Origin of the sequence: Prevotella amnii CRIS 21A-A (genome assembly GCF_000177355.1) — a bacterium.
Classification (GTDB): domain Bacteria; phylum Bacteroidota; class Bacteroidia; order Bacteroidales; family Bacteroidaceae; genus Prevotella; species Prevotella amnii.
This window is the reverse complement of sequence record NZ_ADFQ01000105.1, coordinates 1-26094: the sequence shown is the minus strand read 5'-3', so window position 1 is coordinate 26094 and position 26094 is coordinate 1. Positions and strand designations below refer to the sequence as shown.

Here is a 26094-nt window from a genome sequence, read left to right as displayed (position 1 = left end):
AAGAGGTAATGAATAAGATAACAGTAGTAACACCAACTTATAATAGAGCAAAAGAATTAAATTATTTATATAAATCCCTTCTTAATCAGAGTGTAGAATATTTTGATTGGTTAATAATAGATGATGGATCAGTTGATAATACTAAAGAGGTAATACAAGATTTTATAAAAGATAAGAAACTTAATATAACTTATTTAAAAAAAGAAAATGGTGGAAAACATACTGCTTTAAATATTGCGATTAGAGTTGTTAATACAGAATTATTCTTTATAGTGGATAGCGATGATTTGCTAACACATGATGCAATAGAAACTATATTATCTGATTGGAATAATCATTGTAATAAAAATATTTGTGGAATAGGTTATTTGAGAGGTGATAAAAAAGGAAATGTTATAGGAGATAAATACCCTTCAGATAATATTATAGATAATTTTATACATTTGCGCTATAATAAATCTATTAGTGGAGATAAGGCTGAAGTGTGGGTTACTAAAAGTTTAAAGAAATATTGTTTTCCTGAATTTGATGGTGAACATTTTATAAGCGAGTCAGTGTTATGGATAAAAGTTTCAAGAAATAAAGATATGCTATTTAGAAATAAAATTATTTATATTACTGAATATCTTGCAGGAGGATTATCAGATACAGGAAGGGCTTTACGTTTTAAATGTCCAAATGGAATGATTTATGGCTCATTAGAAACAATGTCAAAGGACTTTTCATTTAAGATACGTTATAAACAAGCATTGTTATATATTGTATATAGTAAGTTTGGACGAAGAACTATACAACAAATAATAAAATGTCCTTATCCTTTTTTGGTAATCATAGCTTTTTTACCAGGAATGTTATTATATAAATATTGGAAGAAAGAATATAATTTGTAAGATATGAATAAGTTTGAGTATAGTGTTTCTATTCGTACTCTTGGTAAGGGGGGGGATAAGTTTAAAAAAGAGTTAGAGTCTTTACATGCACAAACAATAAAGCCAAAACATATTTATGTATGCATTGCAGAAGGTTTTCAACGTCCGGAATTTCAGGTAGGATATGAAGAATATATATCAGTACCCAAAGGTTTAGTACATCAGCGTGGAGCTTCTGCAGATATAGTAGAAGAGGATTTTATTCTTATTTTGGACGATGATGTGTATTTCCCTAAAGATGCTGTTGAGAAAATGTATGCTATTTTAAAAGAAAATAAAGCTGATGCAGTAGCTCCTGATACGTTTCCTAATCATGAAATGTCGCTTAAAGAAAAGATAAAAGCAAGATTAGCTAATGATGTCCGTTGGAGAAGTAACGATAATTGGGCTATAAAAATAGAACCAAATGGAACATTTTCTTATAACAATAATCCTCGTAAGGGTGGAGTATATCTTACGCAGAGTGCTGCGGGTCCAGCAGTTTTTATTAAGACGAAAGTTTTTAAAGATATTCATTATAAAGATGAGTATTGGGTAGATACATTTCCTGCAGGTTCTTTAGGTGAAGATCAAATTATGTTTTATAAAATATTTCGCAATGGATATAAATTGATGATGCAGTACGATGCTGGTATAATTCACCTTGATGCTTCTACAAATAAGGCTAGTCAAAAAACTTATGAAAAACTTTATTATAGAGCAATGGCTCAATATCTAATTTGGTATCGTTGTTGCTATGGAGTAAATGGTATAAGTGAAGAAGAACGTTCTTGCTGTAAACGTGCTTATAGATTTAGGTTTTTACTCGGAGGAATAGTACGTTTAGCTTTCTCTATTTTAAAATTAGACGTTAAGTATATTAAAGCTCATGTTAGAGGATATAAAGATGCTAAAAAATATGCAGACTCTAAAGAATACCAAGCGGTACCTAATTTTATAATATAAAAAAAATATTATAAATGATTCTTAGTATTATAATACCAATATATAATGTGGCAGAATATCTTCCTTTATGTCTTAACTCTGTTTTTAGACAAGGACTAAAAGAAGAATCTTTTGAAATTATACTTATAAATGATGGTTCTACTGATAATTCTTTAGATATTTGTAAAGAATACGTACGTAGGCATAATAACATCTGTTTAATAGATAAAAAGAATGAAGGAGTAGCTGTTGCAAGAAATAAAGGCATAGAAATAGCTAAAGGTAAATATATAGCCTTTCTTGATGCAGATGATTATTTATTAGATAATGGGTATAAGATAGTATTAGATACTTTTAGTAACCGTGGTAATTTTGACGTGTTGCATTTTTATAGTAGCTATGATAACTGGGAAAAGAAGCCTATTGATAATAGTATAGACTTTGAGGGAACAGGACATGAATATATAGTTAAGCAAGGGTTACCATCTTTTTGTTGGTTATGTTTATATAGAAAAGAGTTTTTAGATGAGCACAGTATTAGATTTAAAAAATTAATTGTTGGTGAAGATCAGTTATTCTCTTCGCAGGTGTATATAGCAAATCCAAGATTAGCTTCAACTAGAGCTAATTTTTACCGTTATGTGATACATAAAAATAGTGCTACAACAAAACGTTCTATAAAGCATGCGAGACAATGTGTAGAGGATTATCTTTCCTCATATAAAGATATACTTTTAACAATGGCAAAGTATAGTATAACATTAGAAAACAAAGTTGTTTACGATAAATGTTTAAGATCGCTAAATTCTAAAAAGATGTTTGGATTAAGTAGAATCTTTTCTGCTAACTATTCTCCTGAAACATATGAAAAAGTCTTAGTAAAATGTAAAAAAATAGGTTTTTATCCTTTTAAAGAGAGTTCAAATACAATTAAAGGAAAAATCATAACTTATATAATGAATATTTCTTTGAAAAAATATTTTTCATATAAACTTTCTTCTTTTATATTTAATAATATTATAGTGCCTTATATAATGCCTATTATTAGGAAAAAACTTTAAAAAACTTATTAAGTTAAATATAATAGAGGAAATATGAGAATACTTCATGTGATAACATCATTAGAAACAGGAGGGGCTGAGAATCTTATATCAGAGATGGTTCCTTTACTTAAAAAGAAAGGCGTTGAAGTAGATGTTCTTACTTTCATTGGAGGCGAAACTCCTTTTTATGAAAAGCTACGCAAAAATAGTATTAATGTCTATTCTTTAGCAAGAAAAGGTAGTGTGTATAGAGTAGGATTTATATTTAAGATATTTCCTTTTCTGAAAAAATATGATATTATTCATACACATAACACTGCTTGTCAGCTGTTTGTAGCATTAGCTAAGATGATAATACCATGTAAATGTAAGTTAGTAACAACCGAGCATAGCACAGAAAACCGTAGACGTTCTAAGTGGTGGTTAAAGCCATTTGATAAGTGGATGTATAGTAGGTATGAAAAAATAATATCAATATCAGAAATAGCAACAAAGTTGTTAATAGATTATATAGGGTATGATAGTAAGGTTATAACTATACCAAATGGTGTAAACATAGAAAAGTTTCATTCTGCAAGACCTAATAAAGAGTATAAAAAGGAAGGAGATGTTATCATATCAATGGTTGCAGGTTTTCGAGTGGGTAAGGATCAAGATACTTTAATAAAAGCTTTGCAATATCTGCCAACTAACTATAAGGTATGGTTGTTAGGTGATGGTGTGCGTAGAAACGAAATAGATAATCTTATAAGCAAGTTGTCTTTAAGAGAGCGAGTAAGGCTTTTTGGCGTGCGTAGCGATGTACCAGAACTGTTGCAGGCTTCAGATGTTATAGTTATGTCTTCTCGTTATGAGGGCTTATCTTTGGCAAGTATAGAGGGAATGTCTGTGAATAAGCCTTTTATAGCGAGTGATGTTAAGGGATTACATCAAACTACTATAGGGGCTGGTATTCTCTTTCCTTATCAGAATGACAGAAAATTGGCAGAAGAAATATTAAAACTTATGGAAGATAGTCTTTATTATCAGCAAGTAGCAGAAGCCTGTTATAAAAGGGCACAACTATTTGATATAGATACCACTGTTAATGGGTATTTAGAGGTTTATAATAACTTGTTATTGCAATAAATAAGAATATGAAAAAGAAGATAATACGTATAATGACCTCTGATATAAGTCTTGATTCATTTGGAAAGGGACAATTAAAATTTTTAAATAAAGAGTTTAATGTTATAGGCGTATCTAACAATACTGGACTGTTAGAAGAGATAGGTAAGCGTGAGGGTATAAGAACTATAGAAGTGCCTATGTGCCGTGAGATTTCATTATTATCCGATATTAAATGTTTATGGAAGTTATATTGTATTTTTAAGAGGGAGAAGCCTGACATTGTACATGCAAATACTCCAAAAGGAAGTTTATTGGCAATGATAGCCGGGAAAGTTGCTGGTGTAAAGCATCGTATTTATCTTGTAACAGGATTACGTTATGAGGGTGCAAGTGGTATATTTCGTGTTTTGTTAATGATGATGGAGCGTATTACTTGTTATTTTGCAACAAAGGTTATTCCTGAGGGACGAGGAGTTTTAAATACTTTACAGAAAGATAAGATAACGAGTAAGCCTCTGAAAGTAATATTAAATGGTAATATTAATGGCATTGATACGAGTTATTTTTCTGATGAAGCAGTAGGAATTAGCCGTAAGGAAATGAGGCAAAAACTTTGTTTATCCCCCAATGATTTTACATTTATATTCATAGGACGGATAGTAAGGGATAAAGGCATTAATGAGCTTATTGCTTGTATGAAAGAGTTAAGAGGTAAATGTAAACTTATTATAGTAGGTTCTTTTGAGTTGAGTAAAGGCACTATTTATAAAGAATACGAGACTTTTTTTAATGAAAATAAAGACATATTATATGTAGGTTCTCAGAAAGATGTGCGTCCTTATCTTCTTGCTTCAGATGCTTTAGTGTTTCCAAGTTATCGTGAAGGATTTCCTAATGTAGTAATGGAAGCTGGAGCAATGGGGCTACCTTCAATAGTAACAGATATTAATGGTAGTAATGAAATAATAGAAGATGGAGTGAATGGACTCATAATACCATCAAAGAGTGCTATTGCATTACTTAAAGCTATGAACCTCTTTATACAAAATAAAAATAAGGTGGAGCAGCTTGCTGCTTGCGCTCGTGAGAAAATCTGTAATAGATATGAACGCCGAGATTTATGGAATGCTTTATTAGCAATGTATAAAGAGCTTTTATAAAATAAAAAGATTTTTAGCAAGATGTATCAATATTTTTTAAAACGTCTTTTAGATATAGTCATCTCTTTTATAGTCTTGGTATGTGTTAGCCCTTTATTGTTAGTAGTAACCGTTTGGCTTTATTTTACAAATAAAGGCACTGGAGTGTTCTTTTATCAAGAACGTCCAGGTAAAAACAAGAAAATTTTTAGAATAATTAAGTATAAGACAATGACCGATGAATGTGATGAGTCTGGAAAATTATTATCTGATGAACATCGTATAACTAAAGTAGGAAAGTTTGTACGTTCAACATCTATAGATGAGTTGCCACAGCTTATAAATGTTTTAAAGGGTGATATGTCTTTAATAGGACCACGCCCATTATTAGTAGAATACCTACCATTATATTCTGAAGAGCAGATGCGTAGGCATGAAGTTAGACCTGGTATCACGGGTTGGGCTCAATGTCATGGTCGTAATGGAATAACTTGGAAAAAAAAGTTTGAATATGATGTATGGTATGTTGATCATGTTTCGTTGATAACAGATTTAAAAGTTATTTGGTTTACTATAAAGTCGGTACTCAAGCGTGATGGCATATCGCAGGAAGGTCTTGTTACAATGGAAGAATTTAATGGAAGTAATTGAAAAAATGATGACTATAAGCAATTTATCTACACCTTGTTTCATTTTAAAAGAAGAAGAACTTAAAAAAAGTATTTATGGTTTTAAAACAGCTTTAGATACTAAATTTCCAAATAGTATTATAGGTTACTCTGTAAAAACCAATTCCTTACCTTATTGTCTTAAAATAGCTAAAGATAATGGGTGTTATGCAGAAGTAGTTTCTTATCATGAATATCGATTAGCATTAACTTGTGGATTTCCTAAAAACCATATTATATATAATGGTCCGATGAAATCTAAAGATACTTTTCTTGATGTGTTAAAGCATAAAGGTATTGTAAACATAGAATCTTTCAGAGAAATAGAATGGTTAAGGGAATTATCTTGTAATGAGATTTATAAGGTTGGTATAAGACTAAATATAGACATATCGAAAATATCTCCATTAGATGAAAATCATAAAGAAGATGATAGTAGATTTGGCTTTTCTGCAGATTCTGCAGATTTTAAGAATGCTATACAACAAATATCTGAATATAGTAATGTTCGCTTAGTGGGTTTGCATATACACCGTACTTCTAAGACTCGTAGTGTAGATTTTTATAAAAACACTTTAACTTATGCCTTATCTGTTATTAATAAATATAATCTAAATATAGAATATATAGACTTAGGAGGAGGATATTTTGGTGAAATGCCAGGTAAGCCTACTTATGCAGACTATGTAGATGCTTTTTATGATGTGTTAAAGCATAGCAATAACAATTATAAGATTATAGTAGAGCCAGGTAATGCTATTGTAGCATCAGCATTTGACTATGTTTGTACTGTAATAGATGTAAAACACCATAATGATAAAAATGTTGTTACCACTGATGGGACAAGAAATGATGTAGACCCTTTATTTCATAAAACAGATTATTTCAAATCATTTATATATAAGAAAAGCTCAGAAAAATGTCAGCATAAGCAGCTTGTTGGAGGACTAACATGTCTTGAAAACGATAGATTATTTGTATTAGAGAAAGGGGAAACAACACTATGTCTCGGGGATAAAATAGTTTTTAACAGAGTGGGAGCTTATACATTGTGTCTTACACCACTTTTTATTCATTACTTTCCTGTTATATATGTAAAGAGGGGAGATGAATATTGTGTAGTAAGAGAAGAATGGACAGAAAAAGATTTTATAATGAAATCAAAATATTAAGTATATGGATAATATATTATTTTGTAGTTGTGGACGTCGCGTAAAATTATTGCAAAACTTTCGTAAGTCTATGAAGGAAAGTGGGAAAATTATTGCCACCGACCTTTCACCAGTTGCGCCTGCATTGTTTATGGCTGATAGGAGCTATCTTATGCCACGTATTGATGCACCAGAGTATATAAGTAAAGTTTTTGATATTTGTAACAAGGAAAGTGTTAATGCCATTACTACACTTATAGATCCAGAAATAGAATTGTTATCAAAACATCGTAACGAGTTTTTACAAAAAGATATTATTCCTCTTTGCCCGGCAGATTGGACAGCTCATTTATGTTTTGATAAATATGAAATGTTTAAGTACTTATATACTAAAGGAGTACGTACAGTGTTAACATACAATTCTCTTGAAAGTTTTAAAGAGGGTTTAGAAAAAGGTGAAATAAGATTCCCTGTCTTTATGAAGCCTATTTCTGGTAGTGGCAGTGCTGGGATAGGAAAAGTTAATAATTGGGAAGAGGCAGAAGAAAAGTTTTATGATGGCAAGTTTACTTATATTATTCAGGAATTAATGACAGGTGGCGACTGTGATGCAGATGTTTATGTAGACTGTATTTCTCATGAGCCTGTTGCTATTTTTTCTAAAAAGAAAATAGAAAGTAGGATAGGAGGAGCAAGTAAAACAATATCTTTTAAAGATCATAAATTGTTTGATTTTGTACGAGAAGTATGTTCTGTTTTAGAGCTAAATGGCCCTTGTGATATGGACTTCTTTTATAAAAATGGTGAGTATTATCTGAGTGAGATTAATCCTCGCTTTGGTGGAGCTTATTTGCATGCTTATGGTGCAGGAGTAGACTTCGTGCAGCTAATACTTAATAATATTCATGGAAAGAAGAATAAAAGTATTATAGGAAACTATGAAGAGGACATTATAATGATGATGTATGACGATGTTGTTATAAAAAAGAAATCAGAATTGTTGTCAGAAAACTTCCCCTTGCTTTAAGATTAATATTTACTTTTAATATTTTATCTTTTTCTCATTATATTATAATAAATCTGATATGAATTTGTTATATCTACTTTTGCAGAAGAGTTTTGGTTATAGCTCTTTACCCTTTAAGTCATTATCGCATACGGAGTATGTTTCTTTAATGTCTTTAGCTCGTAAGCAGACCGTAGACGGAATGGTAGCAGGAGTATTAATAAGAGAAAAGGTATTACTTGATAGAATAGATGCTTTTAAGGTATTTACATTATCTGAACGTATTAGGTTGTTAAACGAAAAAGTATCGAAAGAGCTAACTGCTATAAGTAAGTTGTTATCAGATAATGCTATACCACATCTTATTTTTAAAGGGCAAACAATATCTACATTATATCCTCATAGACAAGAACGCTTGCCTGGTGATATAGATTTTTATGTAGATAAAAAGCATTTTGATAGAGCAAAGACATTGATAAAGGCAGAGTGGGGGGTAAAACTTGACGCTGAAGACTCTAAGCAACACTATAGTTTTACACATAATAATGTGTTGTTTGAGTTACATTATAACATGATGCATTTCTTTTCTTCTGCTAATCAGCAGTATTGGGATAATATTCTTGCTACAAATAAGCCTGTAATGGTGAAAATATGTAATACAGACATACCTACTTTAGCACCAACGTTAAATCTGCTTTACACGTTTTTACATATGTATCATCACTTGGTAGAGTTAGGAGTGGGATTTCGTCATTTTTGCGATTTGATTTGTCTTCTTCAGCATTACCATAAAGATATAAACAAAACTTTACTTGATAAGCATCTCACAGAGTTAGGCTTTCGAAAAGCTTTCATTGCTATTGGGTGGATACTTGTAGATAAATTTAATTTGCCTAAAGAAATGTTTCCTATAGAATTAGAAAAGAAAGAACGCAAGTATGTAGAAAGAATATTAAAGATAGTACTTGCTGGAGGCAACTTTGGTAAAGATAATGTTCCTGAAGGTTTTCGCTCAGGAGGTCTTTATTTTATAAGAGCTTTTTTTAGAAAGATAAATCATTACAGGCTATTTTGGAAACTATCAGCAAAGGAAATTAAGGCATCTATTATGTATGGACTTCCTGAAAAAATAAGATTAGGTATAAAACATATATAAAAACATAAAACACCGTTTATTATATAAAGAGTAAAAGAGACTTTTTTAGTAAGGGAAAAAACAAATCTGGTGAAGAAAAATAATTTATTTTTAGTTGAAAAATAAATTAAAAATGGTGTAAAAATAATTTATTTTCGTCCTGAAATAGTTATTATTTGTTTGTTAAAGGGTTGTTGTTTGTATAATAAAAGTTAGCATTAAGTCTTCATAATGTTATTATATATGGTTATCCTTCTCTAAAGAAATCTAAGGCTTCTTCTATTTCTTTTTCTGTTATAGTCTGGTTAATACAGATATTACCAATATTGCTTAATAGAGTAATATTTATATCGTTTCCACTGTTTTTTTTGTCATGATGCATATACTTTATAATTTCTGTATAATCATCGCATGTAATGTTAAGAGTGCCATAGTTCTGTTGAATGAAAAGAACTGTTTGTCTAAGTTTGTCCGTAGGGAATCCTTTTTTATACATAGATATGAAGAGTTCTGGTATCAATCCATAAGCTACAGCGTATCCATGAAGTATGGGGTTGCGTTTTATAGCCCAACTTTCAAAGGCATGACCAAATGTATGCCCAAAGTTTAAAGCTTTTCTTATATTTTTCTCTGTTGGGTCTTGTAAGACAATATCTTCTTTTACCTTTATATTTTGGGTGAGCATAGATGAGAGTTTTTTTAGGTTAGGCTTAAAAAGATCAAAATTAATATGTTCTGCCCACATAGTTTCATTACTAATAAGGCTATGTTTTAACATTTCTGCAAATCCACTTAGTATATTTTCATGATCTAAGGTTTTTAACCATTGCGTGTTCAAAACAACAGAAATGGGGTTATTAAATACTCCTATTTCGTTTTTTAATCCCCTAAAATTAATTCCTGTTTTCCCTCCAACACTGGCATCTACCATAGCAAGAAGAGTAGTTGGAATGTTTATAAATTTTATACCTCTTTTAAATGTAGATGCTGCAAATCCTCCAAGATCAGTTACCATTCCTCCCCCAAGATTTATTAATACTGAGTGTCGAGTAGCTCCAAGAGTTTGTAAAGAAGTCCAAACATCTATAACAGTATTAATATTTTTATTAATATCCGATGCTTTTATAGTTATAGTTTCTGCTTTTTTTAAGCAATGATAGTCTTTTATTAGTGGTAAACATTTCCTTTTGGTATTTTCGTCCACTAATATAAAAATCTTGTCATGTTCACATTTTGCTATTAAGGTAGCAATGTCTAAAGATAGGTTGTGTGAGGAGATAATGTTTTGAAGCATGTACTATTTTATAAAAACGTATGATGAAATAAAAAAATAATATGACCTTTTAAAGATGTTTTATTGCTTATAAGCTTTTTAATCAAGATCTTCTTCATTATCTAAATCACAATCGTCTAAATAGATAAATGCCTCCATTGCGCGTCGTTCTTTCTTAGTAGGACGCCCTGTGCCCCTTGCTCTGTCTACAAAACCACTTATACGACTCATCTCTAAAAGTTCATATTGTTTGGCATCGGTAACATTTTCGTAAACTTCAGGTATAAGTTTAGCTCCTACACGTTGCTCAATGGTTTTAAGCACTTTAAAGGAATAAGTGATGGGAGCTTTCTTAACACTTACCACATCGCCTACTTTTATATTATGGGAAGGCTTCCTGCTTACTCCTGCTACTGTAACACGACCATTTTTGCAAGCATTAGCAGCTAAAGAGCGCGTCTTAAATATTCGTGCAGCCCATAGCCATTTATCTATTCGTGCTATATCGCTCATATTATTTCTTCCCCAGTTTATTATATTCGTTCATAGTAAATCCAAGCCCTGAAAGTACAAAACTTTTTATAATGTCTTCAGCTAAATTGATAGAGGGCTGTAATATTTTCATGTCTTCTTCAGAGTAATGACCTAATACCCAGTCCACTTGTTTCCCTTTAGCATAATCGTTTCCTATGCCCATTCTCAGCCGAGGATAATCCTTACCTATAAGTTGTTCTATATTACCTAAGCCATTATGTCCTCCATTTGATCCACTTCCTTTTAAACGAAAAGCACCAAGTGGCAAGGCAATATCATCGGATATTACTAATAAACGACTTTGATCTATATTCTCCTTATTAAGCCAATAGCGCACAGCATTTCCCGATAAGTTCATAAATGTAGTAGGCTTTAGAAGGATAATCTTTCTACCTTTTAAGGTAAACTCTGCGATAAAACCATAACGTTTATCCTCAAAAACAGCATTGGACGCTTTAGCTAAAGCGTCCAATACCATAAATCCCGTATTATGTCTGGTACCCTCATACTCATTACCAGGGTTACCAAGACCACATATTAAATATTTATCCAATTTTGTTAAACTAATATTTTAGTTTGTTCAAAGATAAAATTATTCAGCGGTAGTTGCAGCAGTACGCGAATTACGTGTAGCCTTAATAGAACAAACTACTACTTCTTTAGAAGTTACTAATTCCAAACCTTCAAAACTTAAATCGCCTACCTTTATAGCTTTACCAAGCTGAAGATTGGTTACATCAATATTTAAAGTTTCTGGCATTTTATTGAAAGGAGCTTTAACATTGATCTTACGAATAGACATATTCAATCGACCACCATCGCGAACACCTTGTGCAAGACCAGAAAGCTTAACAGGAACTCCCATTACGATAGGTTTCTCTTCTGTTACCTCATAGAAGTCTACATGTAAAAGAGCGTCTGTCGTAGGGTGAAATTGTAAGTCCTTCATTACAGCCAAGTGTTTTTCACCATCTATTGTTAGCTCTACACCATATATATTTGGTGTATAAACAAGCTTACGAAGCTCAGACATAGGCGATGAAAAAGAGACTGCTACAGGAAGACCATTTTCTTTCTTTTCACCATAAAGATTACATGGCACTAAGCCTTCCTTACGCATTAAACGTGAAGCTTTTTTCCCAAGGTCGTTACGCTTCTGACCTGACAACTTAATTTCTTTCATAATTGTGTTGTGTTACTCTAAATTAATATGAATGTTAATTCGCCATCACACACTGAGATGCTTGTCGAGAATAGGGATATATTATTAATAACCTTCTCTTGTTCTCAATTTGCAAAAAGCGTTACAAAGGTACGCTTTTTTTAGCAAACAAGATAATAGGCAACTAAAAAAAGCATAAAATAATATCTTTTACTTGTGCAAACGTGGAAAAATTCCTACATTTGCAATCATAAATTATTGAAGAAGCACAATAACTCGCAAGATGATTAACAGAGAATTAATTCGAATAAAGGTTGTTCAGTTAACCTATGGATACTATCAAAATGGTAGTCGTAATATGGATACAGCAGAGAAAGAGTTGTTATTAAGTCTTTCAAAAGCTTATGATTTGTATAATTTTCTTTTAGGCTTGATAGTTGCAGTAACTCAAGAGGAGCGTCGCCGTTTTGATCTTTTACAGCGAAAAGCAAAGCGTGAGGAGTTACAAATGCCTTCAGATCGTTTTATTAATAATAAGTTTGCTTTACAGTTAGAAGAGAATAATCAGCTGAATGCTTTTTTATCTAATCAGAGTTATCGTTGGGACGATGATATAGAGCTTGTGCGCAAGATATGTAATGATATAGAGGAGAGCGATGTTTTTAAAGATTACATCTTAAGTGATGATGCTTCTTATGATGCTGATCGTGAGTTGTGGCGTAAGCTTTATCGGCATATTATAGAAAACAATGAGCTAATAGATGCATATTTAGAAGATAAAAGTATTTATTGGAATGACGATAAAGAGATAGTAGATACCTTTGTTGTAAAGACTATTAAGCGTTTTGATCCTGTAAAAGGGGCAGACCAGGAGTTGTTGCCAGAATTTAAGGACGACGAAGATCGCAAGTTTGCTATTGATCTTTTTCGCGCTACTATTATAAATGCAGAGGTTTATCAGGGTTATATGAGTCAGGCGAGTCGTAACTGGGATTTTTCTCGTCTTGCATATATGGACGTTGTTATAATGCAAATAGCAATAGCCGAAATGGTTAATTTTCCTAATATCCCTATTAACGTTTCTATAAATGAGTATGTTAATCTTGCTAAGCTATATAGTACTCCGCGTAGTGGTGGTTATATTAATGGTATGTTAGATAGTATAGCTCGCCATTTAATAGAAGTGGGTAAGCTACTAAAACCTATGCCTGAATCTCAGCAACGCAGGAAATATAATAGGACTATAGAAGCTAAGCGTAGTTTTCGTAGTGTAGCAAGCGAAAAGCATGATGATAACTAATTGTTTTACGAGAGAATAGTGTAAATTATTAATATTAAGATAATAAATAAATAAATAATGAATACAGAAATTTTATTAGTAGCTCAATCACAAGGTGGTGGTTATTCTATGATTATTATGATGGTAGCCATCTTTGTAATAATGTATTTCTTTATGATTCGTCCTCAGCAGAAGAAGCAAAAGCAGATTCGTGCTTTTCAGAATGCTTTAAAAGATGGCGACTCTGTAGTTACAGGTGGTGGTATATACGGCATAGTAAAGCGTATTGACCTAACAACAGGTAAAATAGATATAGAAATTTCTAAAGGTGTAGTTATAACAGTAGATAAGAGCTATGTTTTTGCTGATGTTAAAGCATCTCAGGCACAAGCTCAGAAATAAAAAGAGTTATATTACTATCACCTAATTTTATATAAAGGTGGAATTTAAATGATGTCTATTCGCTCGATATTTACATTAGATACGGCAAGGAACTTCTTATTGAAGATATTCAGCAAGGAGTTCCTCGTTTTTTTATTCTTCTTGTTTTTAAGTGGAGCATTTTGGCTTATGATGACTTTAAACGAGACGTATGAAAGTGAGCTAACTGTTAATATGAAGTTAATAGACATTCCTAAAAATGTTGTTATAACAGAAGATCCTGACACTATAGTTCGTTTTACTGTACGTGATAAAGGTTTTGTTATAGCTGCATACGAGTTTACAAAAGTGCTAAAACCAGTCTTGGTAAGTTTTCGTTTGTATAACGATGATAGAGGGCATGGTACTGTTTCTTTGGTTGATATTCAGCGTCAGATACAAAATCAGCTTAATAAAGGTACTCGTATAGTTTCATTAAAGGTAGACAATCTTAGTTTTACTTATAATTATGGGTTACATAAGCGTGTTCCTGTGAAGTTTTTGGGATATGTTGCCTCTAATGGCAGTTATAACATATCTCATACTCTTTTTACTCCCGACCTGGTAACAGTATATGCTGATAAGGCTACTTTGGATAGTATAAAGAGTGTATACACAGAGAAACAGTATATAACAAAACTAACCGAGACTAAAGATGTAGATGTTAATCTTCGTAAGATAGCCCGAGCAAAGTGTATTCCTAATAAGGTACGCATGAGAATAACGCCTGATGTTCTTACAGAAGAGACTGTTTCAGTACCTATAGAGGCTATTAATATTCCTAAGGATAAGGTGTTAAGAACTTTTCCGGGTAAGGTAAATGTAAGGTTTATAGTAGGTGCTTTTAGGTTACAGTCTATGCCAAGAAACAGCGAGACAAAAGAGCTATTACCTACAGGTTTTAAAGTAGTAGCCGATTATAGTAAGTTGGTGGAAGGACATTCAGATAAATGTCGTATTTATATTGCAGCGAGTCCTACAGATATTCGTAATGTTCAGCTTACAACAACATCTGTCGATTATGTTATAGAACAACGATGAAAATAGCAATTACAGGAGGTATAGGTAGTGGTAAATCGTACGTCTGCAAGCTTCTTCAACAGCGCGGAATAGCAGTATACGATAGTGATGCACGGGCTAAAAGATTGATGTCTTCTTCTGCTGTTATTCAGCAGCAGTTAAGTAATCTGGTAGGTAAGAATATCTTTGTAAAAGGTATATTGCAAAAAGCAGTATTGACACGTTATCTTCTTTCCGATTCTCAGCATGTAAAAGCTATTAACGATATAGTTCACCCTGTAGTAGCAACCGATTTTATATCGTCTGGTTACGATTGGATAGAGAGTGCAATATTTTTTGATAGTGGTTTCGATAAGCGTATAAAAATAGACAAGGTGGTGTGTGTAACAGCTCCTGAGCAAGTACGTATATATCGTATAATGTGTCGTGATAACATAACAGAGGATAAGGCACGTGCATGGATTAAACGTCAGTTGCCAGAGTGTGAAATATTGGCTCGCAGCAATTATAATATTATAAATGATGGTAAAAAGGATCTTGATAAGCAGATAACTGCAATTCTTGCCTCCTTACAAAAAGATAGTAAAAATATATAATAATAAAAAGATTAAGAGAAAATGTTACAGACAATTCTTTCAATTTCCGGAAAACCGGGTCTTTATAAGTTAGTAAGCCGTGGTAATAATAATCTTATAGTGGAAGTTCTTGATGAAACAAAAAAACGTCAGCCTATATTTGCCACAGATCGTGTTACCAGTCTTGCTGATATAGCTATATTTACAGAGAGTGAAGATATGCCACTTGGTGAGGTTCTTGCCAAGGTGCGTGATAAGGAAGAAGGTAAAGAATGTTCGCTTAATTGGCGCAAAGCCTCATCAAAAGAACTTCAATGTTATTTTGCAGAAGTGCTTCCTTCTTTCGATCGCGACAGAGTGCATAATAGTGATATTAAAAAGTTATTACAATGGTATGACCTTCTTATAAAAGCAGGAGTTACCGATTTTGAGAAAGAAATGAAGCCTACTAAGGGCGATCATATTCAGGACCGTCAGCAGCAAGAATAATGTTTTAGCTGCATTTTATAGCTTTTTATAATAATAATATAAGCTATGGTGTATCATGCTATTAACCAGCAAGTGTGAAAAAATAGATACAACACTTGCTGGTTTTTCTTTATTATAGGCTTATTTAGAGTTTATATAATAGTAGTCATTAGTAAATTACTTTTAAAAGTCTTTGCCTTTTAAGCTATTTAGCGTATCTTTGCAGCCATAGTCATTTTTATCTACGATAATGTTGAGCGAGAATAAGTATAAATACTTAGGGCAGATAAGATATCCTTCTGATTTGAGAAGTTTGCCGATAGAATCACTTCCAGAAGTATGTAAGGAGTTGCGGAGCAAGATAATAGAAGAGGTAGCTGTAAATCCGGGTCATTTGGCTTCGAGTTTGGGTGCTACTGAGATTACTATAGCTTGTCATTATGTCTTTAATACTCCTGATGATCGTATAGTGTGGGATGTTGGGCATCAAGCATATGGTCATAAGATTATTACGGGTCGTGGTGATATTTTTTATACTAATAGGAAGCTGCATGGTCTTATGCCTTTTCCTTCTCCAAAGGAAAGTGAGTATGATACTTTTACTTGTGGTCATGCTTCTAACTCTATTTCAGCTGCGTTAGGTATGGCTGTTGCAGCTAAATTACAGAATAAGAAACGTCATGTAGTGGCAATAATAGGTGATGGTGCTATGAGTGGCGGTTTAGCTTATGAGGGGCTGAACAATGTTTCTAGTCAGCCTAACGATCTTCTTATCATATTAAATGACAACGAAATGTCTATAGATCGTGCTGTAGGCGGCATGGAGCAATATCTTATAGGTTTGAATACTAATGAAACTTATAATAAGATTCGCAATCGTGCGTCTATATGGTTTGAAAAGAAGGGACTGTTAACAGAAGAACGTAAGAAAGGCATTATTCGTCTTACTAATTCTTTGAAATCGGTTCTTGCTCGTCAGCAGAATATTTTTGAAGGAATGAATATACGTTATTTTGGTCCTTTTGATGGTAATAATGTAAGCGAGTTAGTACGTATTCTTAGGCAGTTGAAGGATATGAAAGGACCAAAATTACTTCATTTACGAACAGTAAAGGGCAAGGGTTATGAGCCTGCAGAGAAAAGTGCTACCGTTTGGCATGCACCAGGCAAGTTTGATCCAGCTACAGGCGAGCGTGTAGAGCAGGTTTCATCTAAAGTTAATCCCCCTAAATATCAATATGTCTTTGGTAAGACTTTGCTCGAATTAGCTCGACAAAATAATGCTATTGTAGGTGTTACGCCTGCTATGCCTACAGGGTGCTCTATGAATATTGTTATGGACGAAATACCTGAACGCTGTTTCGATGTTGGTATAGCAGAGGGGCATGCTGTAACATTTTCAGCAGGTATGGCAAAAGATGGTCTTATTCCTTTTTGTAATATTTATAGTTCGTTTTTACAACGTGCATATGATAATATTATTCATGATGCTGCCATTCTTAATTTACCCGTAGTGCTTTGTTTAGACCGTGCAGGCTTGGTAGGTGAAGATGGAGCTACTCATCATGGTGCTTTCGACTTAGCTTTTCTTCGTCCTATCCCTAATCTTACTATATCTGCTCCTATGAACGAGCACGAGTTACGTAAGTTAATGTATACAGCACAATTGCCCGATAAAGGTACTTTCGTTATTCGTTATCCTCGTGGCAATGGTGTGTTAAATGATTGGGAATGTCCTTTAGAAGAAATAACTGTAGGTAAAGGGCGTAAGATACGTGAAGGTAATAAGTTAGCAGTATTAAGTATTGGTACTATAGGCAATGATGTAGAACGTGCTATAGATGCTATTGAATTGGAAAAGAAATTTAATAACACTTCTTTGATAGCTCATTATGATATGCGTTTTTTGAAACCTTTAGATGAGGCTATTCTACAGCATGTTGGGCAGACGTTTAGCTATGTTATAACGGTAGAGGACGGCGTAAGAGCTGGTGGATTAGGAACAGCTATATCAGAATGGATGGGCGATCACGGCTTCACTCCTCATATTGTTCGTTTAGGTTTGCCAGACACTTTTGTAGAACAAGGAACAGTGGAAGAGCTAAAACATATCTGTGGTATAGATATATGTGGAATAAAGAAAGAAATAATAAACGGTTTAGAAACTGTTTTACAATAAAAAATAAATATAATGAAGATAGTTATAGCAGGAGCATATGTTATTGGAACTTATTTGTCTAAGCTGTTAGCACGTGATAAACATGACATAACACTTATAAGTGGAAACTCCGAAAACCTTGATAATTTAAGTAGTGAATATGATTTGTTAACAATAGACGCATCTCCTTCTAGCTTTAAGGCACAGAAAGAAGCAGGGGTACAAGATGCTGATTTATTTGTTGCAGTAACACCTGACGAGCATGTAAATCTCACTTCTTGTCTTATTGCCCATAGTTTAGGAGCAAAGAAAACAGTGGCTAAGGTAGATAATCCGGAATATGTAGAGGCTAATAACTTGGCAGAGTTTAAGTCGATGGGTATTAATAGTATAGTGCTTCCAGACTTATTAGCAGCAAAGGATATTGTAAATGGTTTGAAGATGTCATGGGTGCGCCAAAGATGGGACGTTCATGGTGGTGCTTTGGTAATGCTTTGTATTAAGCTTCGTAGTACTTGTACTATTTTAGATAGACCTTTAAAGGAAACAGCAGGACCAGAGGAGCCTTATCATGTGCTTGCTATTAAACGTCATGGTGAAACAATTATACCAGGTGGTAATAGTGTTTTAAAGAAGCACGATTTAGTGTACTTTATGACAACAAAGAATTATATCCCTTATCTTCGTAAGGTAGTAGGCAAGGAACATTATGTAGATGTTAAAAACGTAATGATTATGGGTGGTGGAAGTACTGCTGTTAGGGCAGTAGAGATATTGCCAGATTATATGAATGTAAAAGTTATAGAACAAGACATTGATCGCTGTGAGTATCTTAATGAGGTATTAAAAGAAGATACTTTGGTAATAAATGGTGATGGTCGTGATCTTAGTTTGTTAACAGAAGAAGGTATTCTTAGTACCCAAGCTTTTGTATCGTTAGCATCTAATGCAGAAACAAATATTTTAGCTTGTCTTACAGCTAAAGAAAAAGGAGTGCGTAAGACGGTAGCAATGGTAGAGAATGAAGATTATTATTATATGGCAGAGAGTCTAGATATAGGTACTCTTGTTAATAAAAAAGCAGTAGCAGCAAGTCATATATACCAAATGATGCTCGATGCAAATGTAGAAAACGTTAAATTTCTTATGTCTGTAAATGCAGATGTTGCAGAGTTTATTCCAGTAGAAGGTTCTAAAATAACTCAAAAAGAGGTAAAAGATATTCATCTACCCCAAGGAGTAATAATAGGAGGGGTTGTACGTGGCAATGAAGGAATCCTTGTTTCTGGTAATAGTCATATTCAGGCAGGAGATATTGTAGTGATGTTTTGTCACAATGTTGATTTGAAGAAAGTAGAAAATTTATTTCTATAAGAGAAATGTTAAATATTAAATTGATAAGTAAAATCATAGGTTCTTTGCTCGTCTTAGAAGCTATGTTGATGTTAGTATGCCTTGTAGTAGCTTTGTTTTATAGAGGTAATGATGTTTATCCTTTTATGTGGAGTATTGGCATTACTGCTTTGGTAGGGTTACTATTCCGTTTATATGGTATTAATGCAGATAATAATTTAAGCAGAAAAGATGCCTATTTTGTAGTTACTATAATTTGGGTATTATTCTCTTCATTTGCTACTTTGCCTTTTCTTATAAGTGGTTATTTGAGTAGTTTCACTGATGCTTATTTTGAAATGATGTCTGGATTTACTACGACAGGAGCATCTATTATTAATTTTCCAGAGAAATTTCCTCAAGGTCTTTTATTTTGGCGTTCTTTAACTCATTGGATAGGTGGTTTGGGGATTGTCTTTTTTACTGTTGCTATATTACCTTCTTTAGTAGGCGGATCGGTGAAAGTTTTTGATGCAGAGTCTACAGGCCCTATAAAGAGTAAGCTTCATCCGAGATTGACTACAGGTTCAAAGTGGATTTGGGTAGTTTATATAGTTCTAACCATTATATGTTTACTTTCATATAAAGTATGCGGAATGGGGTGGTTTGATGCTTGTAATTATTCTATGGCTACTACAGCAACAGGTGGTTTCGGTACATCGAGTACATCTATAATGGGTTTTCACAAACCTGCGCTCGACTATGCTGTAGCTTTTTTTTGTTTTATTTCAGGTGTCAATTTTACAGTACTTTATGCTTCAGCTACAGGACTAAATATTAAAACTTTATTAAAGAATAGTGAGATAAAGTTTTATACTATTATGGTATTATTCTTTTCAGGTTTTATAGCTTTTGAATTGGTAAGATATAATCACTACGAAATAGAACATGCTATTCGTAGTGCCTTGTGTCAGGTATGTTCTATTATTACAACAACAGGGTGTTTTAGTGATGATGCTGGATTGTGGCCTCATATAACGTGGGTTATTTTTACAGTAGGTATGGTGATAGGTGGCTGCTCTGGTTCTACAAGTGGTGGTGTGAAAAGTATACGAATAGTGATGCTTTTTAAAGTATTGAGAAATGAGTTTAGGCAGATTATACATCCTAATGCTGTGCTGCCTATGAAGATAGATGGCGTTAATATTCCAATGAAACAACGTGTAACCGTAGTATCTTTTATAGGATTATATATAGGTGTAGTATTTATAAGTGCTTTTATAATGATTATGCTTGGTTTGAATGATATAGATTCTATTACTGTTACTATAAGTTGTCTTAGTAATGTGGGGCCTGCATTTGGCAAGGAGGTAGGTCCTACGCAGTCATGGGCAGCCTTTCCTGATACTATAAAATGGATGTGTTCTTGTTTGATGCTTTTAGGACGTTTAGAGTTCTTTGGCGTTTTAGTACTGTTTTCTCGAGATTATTGGAAGAATAACTAAAACATATCTTTATAGTATTTTATAAAATGTATTGTTGATAAGATATATTTTATCCTAAATCGAGATTGAAAGTATCTATAAGTAGAGTAATAGCTTTGTTTTCTCTTTTAAGTTTTTCGAGTGTTTCATATGGTGAAAGGACGGGTATAATCTCGTCCTTTTCTGCTAATCTTATAAGTATATTTATTTTACCATTTCTTAGTTCTTTAGCCATAGTAGAACGTATCCTTGACTTTATAGCCAACAGTTCATTAAGCTGGATATTGTTTTCTGCAAGAACTTGAATTTCAGGGAAAGTAGTAATGGTTGGTGTTATATTCTTCATTCTAGAAGCCAAAGCTTGCATACTTTTAGGCATTCTAGAACACATGGCTCGCCATTGTATTAGCAATTCTTCTTCTGTAAATGTTTCATTATCATTTTTATTAATTACCTCTGCATCTTCTATTATAACATTATCTTTTTTATCATTTTTCAGAAGATGACCAAAAGAATTGCCTATGCTGCTAAGCTGCAAATTGAGTTTTACTTGCTTTGCTGTTAGTTGTGAAGAAGAAACATCTGTGTCATTGCTATTAGAAGAGGAAGGTTTAACCTCTCTTGTATGTTTAGTACTCCCAGCTACCTGCAAAACTGTTTTCTGTTGAGTACTAATCTTTATTTTCTTAAACAGGCTTTTTAATCTTTTGGGGCTACGCCCCGATGAGGAGTCATCAGCATTATCATCTATTTGCGTTATCTGTGCTACTTCAATAAGTGTTATTTCTGCAAGAAGTCGTTTATTAGAGCTTTGCCTATAATTAATGTCACATTGATTCATTTTTTCTAATGCTTTGTATAGAAACTTTACAGGACATTTTGATGCCTGATTCTTATAACGTTCCATTTGTTGCTTGCTAACCTCTATTAAGGGCAATGTTGATATGTCTTTTGCCATAAGTATATTGCGTACATGGGCAGCTAATCCGTTTATTATTCTACCAGGATCGAAACCTCTGTTAATAGCATTATTAAGAAGTAGCATAATTTCACTGACCTTATTTTGTAAAGATAGGTCTATAATGTCGAAATAATTATCTATATCTAACACATTAAGATCTTCTGTAACTTTTTGATAAGTTATTTTACCTTGTGAGAAACTTGCTACTTGATCAAATATTGAAAGAGCATCACGCATACCCCCATCAGCTTTTTCTGCAATGACATTGAGCGCACTCTCTTCATAAGTAATATTTTCTTTTTCAGCTACTTTTTCAAGGTGTTTTATAATGTCGGCTACTGACATACGCTCAAAATCATATATCTGACATCGTGATAAAATAGTAGGTAGAATTTTATGTTTTTCTGTTGTAGCAAGAATAAATATTATTTGCGCTGGTGGCTCTTCTAAAGTTTTAAGAAAGGCATTAAAAGCTTGTGATGAAAGCATATGCACCTCATCTATTATAAATACTTTATATTTGCCTATTTGTGGAGGTATACGAGTTTGCTCCATTAGTTCTTTTATGTTTTCTACAGAGTTATTGCTTGCAGCATCTAATTCGAATATATTATAACTTCTTCCTTCATTAAAAGCTTTACAGCTTTCACATTCATTACATGCTTCACCGTCTGAAACTGGATGTTCACAGTTTATTGCTTTAGCAAATATTCTTGCAGTAGTAGTTTTACCTACTCCACGAGGACCACAAAAAAGATAGGCATGTGCGAGTTTTCCACTTATGACAGCATTCTTTAATGTTGTAGTTAAGGAACTTTGCCCTACTACAGAACTAAAAGTAGCAGGTCTGTATTTACGTGCTGATACAATGTATTCGCTCATAATTTATTTCGTCTTATATGTTTATTCTTTTTGCAAATTTATATAAAAAGACTGATTATATAGTCAATCACTATACTTTTTTAAGTCTTAACGAGTTAAAAAAATCTCAGCTTTTTGTAGATCTTCAGGCGTGTCGATACCAATAGTTTCTATATCTGTAATACCTACTTTTATTTTATAACCATTCTGAAGCCAACGCAATTGTTCAAGGCTTTCTGCTATCTCAAGAGGGGATTGTTGTAACTTACTTATTTCTTTCAATACTTCTGTTTTATAAGCATACAGCCCTATATGTTTTAAAAACGGAAAATTAGCAAGCCATTCTTTAGTTTCTTTCCCACGAATGAACGGAATAGGAGAGCGTGAAAAATACATTGCATAATTATTATTATCTAATACAATCTTTGGAGAATTAGGATTTTGTACATCTTCTATTTTATCAAAGCGTTTACCTAATGTAGCTATTTGTGTTTGAGAGTCATCAAAACAATCTATTACTGTTTTTATCTGGCTTGCTTGGATAAAAGGTTCATCACCTTGTATATTTATAACAACATCATATTTTTCTCCTATCTTATCTATAGCTTCACAGATTCTATCAGTACCACTTTTATGCTTATTATTTGTCATAATAACATTGCCATGAAAGCTTTTTACTGCTTTATATATTCTTTCGTCATCAGTAGCAACATAAACATCTTTAAGTGCTTCTTTTACCTGCATGTATACACGCTCTATCACCATTTTACCTCCTAAGATAGCTAAGGGCTTCCCTGGAAAACGTGAAGAAGCATAACGTGCAGGGATAATTCCAACAAACTTCATCTTCTCTTTATTTTAATTATTATGGAAAACAAAGGTAAAATTTATTTGTGAAATTCCAATATAAATTGTAATTTTGTTTGGTATGAAAGTGGTTTTAATAGGGGCGGGGAATTTAGCTACTAATTTGGGTAAAGCTTTTAAAAAAGCAGGTATAGAAGTGGTGCAGGTATATAGTAGGACTAAGAAATCTGCAAAACTTTTATCAGATATTCTTGTCTGTAATTGGACAATAGATGTACAAGAAATAGTAGATGATGCAGATTATTACATTTTTTCTGTAAAAGACAATGTCTTGGAACAATTGATAATAGATGTTTGTTCACATATAAAAACAGGAATTTTTCTTCATACAGCAGGTTCAATGAGTTGTGATGTTTTTAAGAATAAAGTAAATAAATATGGTGTATTCTATCCATTACAAACTTTTTCCAAAAATAGTTACGTTGATTTTGAAAATATTCCTATATTTATAGAGGGAAATAGTATAGAAGTTTCTCAACAGTTAGAAATGCTAGCAAAGAAGATTTCTATAAATGTATATACACTTACAAGTGAGGTGCGACAATATATACATCTATCCGCTGTATGGGTTTGTAACTTTGTAAATCATTGTTATTCAATAGGACAAGATATTTTAGCACAACATGGAATACCTTTTAAAGTTTTATTACCTCTAATATATGAAACTACAAAGAAGGTTAGCTATTTACAACCAAAAGAAGCGCAAACAGGACCAGCTGTTCGAGGTGATAAGAATATTATAGAGAAACATATTAAATTAATGCATGATAATCCTCAATGGCAAGAACTTTATAAAAACTTTTCGCAAAATATTTATGATATGAGCTCTTCTAAAAAAAAACATTATGATAAATTATAATCTAAAAAAAATTAAAGCTTTAGTTTTTGACGTTGATGGAGTGTTGTCAGCCTCTACTGTTATTATGGATAATAATGGTGAGCCTATACGCACAATGAATGTAAAAGACGGATATGCTATACAATTAGCTATTCGATTGGGGCTTAAAGTAGCTATTATAACAGGTGGTAGGAATGAATATATTAGAAAGCGTTATGCTTATCTTGGAGTGGAAGATATTTATCTTAACTGCTCTGTAAAAATACAATCTTGGAATAATTTTCTTCATAAACATAAATTGCATGCAGAGGAAGTTATTTATGTAGGAGACGATATTCCTGATTATGAAGTAATGCAGCACTGTGGTTGTCCTTGCTGTCCTAAAGATGCTTGCACAGAAATAAAGCAAATATCTAATTATATTAGCGATTTTATCGGTGGCAAAGGTATTGCACGTGATATTATAGAACAAGTATTAAAGGCTCAAGGTAAATGGTTGATGAATGCTAAAGCATTTGGTTGGTAATCCTATTTCAGTTAAAATATATATCCAACATATATATATATTATTAGTTTAAATATGCATATTAAACTTATCTTGTTATTTTGATTATGAAAATAATTTTAGCAAGTAATTCTCCTCGTCGGCGCGAATTATTAATGGGCTTAGGAATTAAATTTGAAGTAAAAGTATTGCCCAATATATCTGAAGAATATCCTAAAAATCTACCAACTATGGATATAGCTGAATATATAGCATGTCTTAAAGCCAAAGCATATAAGGAGAGTATAGAAGAAAACGAATTAATTATTACAGCTGATACTATAGTTGTCTTGGGTAATCAAGTGTTAGGAAAACCTAAGAATGAAAACCAAGCTAAGTATATGTTACAGTCAATCAGTGGGAAAAAGCATAAGGTAGTAACTGGAGTATGCATAACAACTAATACTTTACAGCGTCACTTCTCAGTATCTACAGACGTTACTTTTAAAGTTTTGAAAGAAAGCGAAATAAATTATTATATACACAAATATAAGCCATTTGATAAAGCTGGAGCATATGGCATTCAAGAGTGGATAGGTTATGTTGGTGTAACTTCTATAAATGGTAGTTACTTTAACGTAATGGGGCTTCCCGTGCAGAGGTTATGGGAAGAACTATGTGAAATAATTTAGTATTAAATTTCATGAAACAAGCATAAGATTAATATAATGAGAATTATGATAAATAAGATTTAACCTGTACGCAGTTCTGCTAACTGTTTATTGTTAATAACTCCAGCCTTGACAAAGTTCCTTTATAGCTCTATTAGCATCTTTCTCGTTTGCATAGAAATCAGATAGACGGTCTACCTCTTCGCCATCATTGCCGATAGTATCTACATCAAAGGCACTAACATCACTATAAAAGGTCATTTCCTTAGATAGTTCTGCCATCTCTGGTAAATCTCTTGCATCGTTGTATAATGCTTTGAGATATGGACGAATTGCGTCTCCAAGGTCAGAAATCATTTCCTTTGCATAGGCTCCAAAGGCACGTGCGCCCTTTTCGATGCGGTACACTGCCATTTCTGCACCGATAGCCAACATCTCAGGGGCTACACCTAAATTAAGCTGACCACGTAGCTTTGCTCTCATGCGCTTTTTCAGCTCCTCATAGCGTTCATCCGTTACCAGTCTATTCTTGGTCTCTGGCTTCGTCCTCTCGCTGCTCTCAATAGGATTGGTATCAACCTTTGCTTCCTCCTTTTTGCGTA

The 26094-nt window shown here is 32.9% G+C and carries 27 protein-coding genes; 20 read left to right on the top strand and 7 right to left on the bottom strand.

What is annotated here, in order from left to right; all coding sequences use genetic code 11:
* Positions 1–8: 8 nt before the first annotated feature.
* From HMPREF9018_RS09585 to HMPREF9018_RS09545, 9 genes are read left to right on the top strand one after another with little or no spacing between them, the layout of a single operon-like run.
* The gene (locus HMPREF9018_RS09585) at positions 9–890 is read left to right on the top strand and encodes a glycosyltransferase family A protein (RefSeq protein ID WP_008450994.1); all 882 of its coding nucleotides are present in this window, start codon (positions 9–11) and stop codon (positions 888–890) included.
* 3 nt (positions 891–893) lie between these two features.
* Complete coding sequence (locus HMPREF9018_RS09580) at positions 894–1874, top strand: glycosyltransferase (protein ID WP_008451019.1); 981 nt, start codon at positions 894–896, stop codon at positions 1872–1874.
* Between the two features lie 14 nt (positions 1875–1888).
* On the top strand, positions 1889–2914 hold the full coding sequence (locus HMPREF9018_RS09575) for a glycosyltransferase (RefSeq protein WP_008450992.1): 1026 nt from the start codon (positions 1889–1891) through the stop codon (positions 2912–2914).
* Positions 2915–2947: 33 nt separating this feature from the next.
* Positions 2948–4024 carry a glycosyltransferase gene (locus HMPREF9018_RS09570; protein WP_008451043.1) on the top strand — a complete coding sequence of 359 codons (1077 nt, stop codon included), beginning with the start codon at positions 2948–2950 and terminating at the stop codon, positions 4022–4024.
* 8 nt (positions 4025–4032) lie between these two features.
* Positions 4033–5166, top strand: a complete 1134-nt coding sequence (locus HMPREF9018_RS09565; RefSeq protein WP_008451048.1) for a glycosyltransferase family 4 protein — start codon at positions 4033–4035, stop codon at positions 5164–5166.
* A gap of 21 nt (positions 5167–5187) precedes the next feature.
* Positions 5188–5796, top strand: a complete 609-nt coding sequence (locus HMPREF9018_RS09560; protein ID WP_008451023.1) for a sugar transferase — start codon at positions 5188–5190, stop codon at positions 5794–5796.
* Positions 5783–6985 (top strand): type III PLP-dependent enzyme domain-containing protein, encoded by a 1203-nt coding sequence (locus tag HMPREF9018_RS09555; RefSeq protein ID WP_008450995.1) that lies wholly within the window; start codon positions 5783–5785, stop codon positions 6983–6985. Before HMPREF9018_RS09560 ends, HMPREF9018_RS09555 begins: the two co-directional genes overlap by 14 nt.
* A gap of 4 nt (positions 6986–6989) precedes the next feature.
* Complete coding sequence (locus tag HMPREF9018_RS09550; RefSeq protein ID WP_008451065.1) at positions 6990–7991, top strand: ATP-grasp domain-containing protein; 1002 nt, start codon at positions 6990–6992, stop codon at positions 7989–7991.
* Between the two features lie 58 nt (positions 7992–8049).
* Complete coding sequence (locus HMPREF9018_RS09545; protein ID WP_008451147.1) at positions 8050–9126, top strand: nucleotidyltransferase domain-containing protein; 1077 nt, start codon at positions 8050–8052, stop codon at positions 9124–9126.
* A gap of 226 nt (positions 9127–9352) precedes the next feature.
* Here HMPREF9018_RS09545 and aroB read toward each other — a convergent pair whose 3' ends face one another.
* The 4 genes from aroB to HMPREF9018_RS09525 all read right to left on the bottom strand — a co-directional run bounded on the left by aroB (position 9353) and on the right by HMPREF9018_RS09525 (position 12095).
* Positions 9353–10399 carry a 3-dehydroquinate synthase gene (gene aroB, locus HMPREF9018_RS09540; RefSeq protein WP_008451076.1) on the bottom strand — a complete coding sequence of 349 codons (1047 nt, stop codon included), beginning with the start codon at positions 10397–10399 and terminating at the stop codon, positions 9353–9355.
* Positions 10400–10477: 78 nt separating this feature from the next.
* Positions 10478–10891 carry an RNA-binding S4 domain-containing protein gene (locus HMPREF9018_RS09535; RefSeq protein ID WP_008451081.1) on the bottom strand — a complete coding sequence of 138 codons (414 nt, stop codon included), beginning with the start codon at positions 10889–10891 and terminating at the stop codon, positions 10478–10480.
* Between the two features lies 1 nt (position 10892).
* Positions 10893–11465, bottom strand: a complete 573-nt coding sequence (pth, locus tag HMPREF9018_RS09530; RefSeq protein ID WP_008451072.1) for an aminoacyl-tRNA hydrolase — start codon at positions 11463–11465, stop codon at positions 10893–10895.
* Between the two features lie 39 nt (positions 11466–11504).
* Entirely contained in the window at positions 11505–12095 is a 591-nt protein-coding gene (locus HMPREF9018_RS09525; protein WP_008451095.1) for a 50S ribosomal protein L25/general stress protein Ctc, read from the bottom strand.
* A 262-nt stretch (positions 12096–12357) separates the two neighbouring features.
* Here HMPREF9018_RS09525 and nusB point away from each other — a divergent pair, with 262 nt between their 5' ends.
* The 8 genes from nusB (at position 12358) to HMPREF9018_RS09485 (ending at position 20831) form a co-directional block, all read left to right on the top strand.
* Entirely contained in the window at positions 12358–13374 is a 1017-nt protein-coding gene (gene nusB / locus HMPREF9018_RS09520; protein ID WP_050773476.1) for a transcription antitermination factor NusB, read from the top strand.
* 57 nt (positions 13375–13431) lie between these two features.
* Positions 13432–13755: a preprotein translocase subunit YajC gene (gene yajC / locus HMPREF9018_RS09515; RefSeq protein WP_008451110.1), complete on the top strand. Its 324-nt coding sequence runs from the start codon at positions 13432–13434 to the stop codon at positions 13753–13755.
* Between the two features lie 48 nt (positions 13756–13803).
* A complete protein-coding gene (locus HMPREF9018_RS09510) occupies positions 13804–14814 on the top strand; it encodes a CdaR family protein (protein ID WP_008451010.1) in 1011 nt (336 codons plus the stop codon).
* On the top strand, positions 14811–15389 hold the full coding sequence (coaE, locus tag HMPREF9018_RS09505) for a dephospho-CoA kinase (RefSeq protein ID WP_008451021.1): 579 nt from the start codon (positions 14811–14813) through the stop codon (positions 15387–15389). The genes HMPREF9018_RS09510 and coaE overlap by 4 nt, the downstream gene beginning before the upstream one ends.
* A 21-nt stretch (positions 15390–15410) precedes the next feature.
* Entirely contained in the window at positions 15411–15857 is a 447-nt protein-coding gene (locus HMPREF9018_RS09500) for a DUF5606 family protein (protein ID WP_008451138.1), read from the top strand.
* A 229-nt stretch (positions 15858–16086) separates the two neighbouring features.
* A complete protein-coding gene (dxs, locus tag HMPREF9018_RS09495) occupies positions 16087–18015 on the top strand; it encodes a 1-deoxy-D-xylulose-5-phosphate synthase (protein WP_008451039.1) in 1929 nt (642 codons plus the stop codon).
* A gap of 12 nt (positions 18016–18027) precedes the next feature.
* Complete coding sequence (gene trkA, locus HMPREF9018_RS09490; protein ID WP_008451150.1) at positions 18028–19368, top strand: Trk system potassium transporter TrkA; 1341 nt, start codon at positions 18028–18030, stop codon at positions 19366–19368.
* Positions 19369–19373: 5 nt separating this feature from the next.
* A complete protein-coding gene (locus HMPREF9018_RS09485) occupies positions 19374–20831 on the top strand; it encodes a TrkH family potassium uptake protein (RefSeq protein ID WP_008451053.1) in 1458 nt (485 codons plus the stop codon).
* A gap of 49 nt (positions 20832–20880) precedes the next feature.
* Here the strand turns inward: HMPREF9018_RS09485 and HMPREF9018_RS09480 are convergent, their stop codons facing one another.
* Together HMPREF9018_RS09480 and kdsB are read right to left on the bottom strand one after the other, a co-directional pair.
* Positions 20881–22653 (bottom strand): DNA polymerase III subunit gamma/tau, encoded by a 1773-nt coding sequence (locus HMPREF9018_RS09480; protein WP_008451005.1) that lies wholly within the window; start codon positions 22651–22653, stop codon positions 20881–20883.
* Positions 22654–22740: 87 nt separating this feature from the next.
* Positions 22741–23478 carry a 3-deoxy-manno-octulosonate cytidylyltransferase gene (kdsB, locus tag HMPREF9018_RS09475; RefSeq protein ID WP_008451097.1) on the bottom strand — a complete coding sequence of 246 codons (738 nt, stop codon included), beginning with the start codon at positions 23476–23478 and terminating at the stop codon, positions 22741–22743.
* A gap of 82 nt (positions 23479–23560) precedes the next feature.
* Here kdsB and HMPREF9018_RS09470 point away from each other — a divergent pair, with 82 nt between their 5' ends.
* The 3 genes from HMPREF9018_RS09470 to HMPREF9018_RS09460 all read left to right on the top strand — a co-directional run bounded on the left by HMPREF9018_RS09470 (position 23561) and on the right by HMPREF9018_RS09460 (position 25513).
* Complete coding sequence (locus HMPREF9018_RS09470) at positions 23561–24358, top strand: Rossmann-like and DUF2520 domain-containing protein (RefSeq protein ID WP_008450997.1); 798 nt, start codon at positions 23561–23563, stop codon at positions 24356–24358.
* A complete protein-coding gene (locus HMPREF9018_RS09465) occupies positions 24345–24863 on the top strand; it encodes a KdsC family phosphatase (RefSeq protein ID WP_008451062.1) in 519 nt (172 codons plus the stop codon). The genes HMPREF9018_RS09470 and HMPREF9018_RS09465 overlap by 14 nt, the downstream gene beginning before the upstream one ends.
* 86 nt (positions 24864–24949) lie before the next feature.
* A complete protein-coding gene (locus HMPREF9018_RS09460) occupies positions 24950–25513 on the top strand; it encodes a Maf-like protein (protein ID WP_008451035.1) in 564 nt (187 codons plus the stop codon).
* Positions 25514–25606: 93 nt separating this feature from the next.
* Here HMPREF9018_RS09460 and HMPREF9018_RS09455 read toward each other — a convergent pair.
* Positions 25607–26094: hypothetical protein (locus tag HMPREF9018_RS09455; protein ID WP_008450999.1), on the bottom strand; the 488-nt coding region annotated here is incomplete at its 5' end.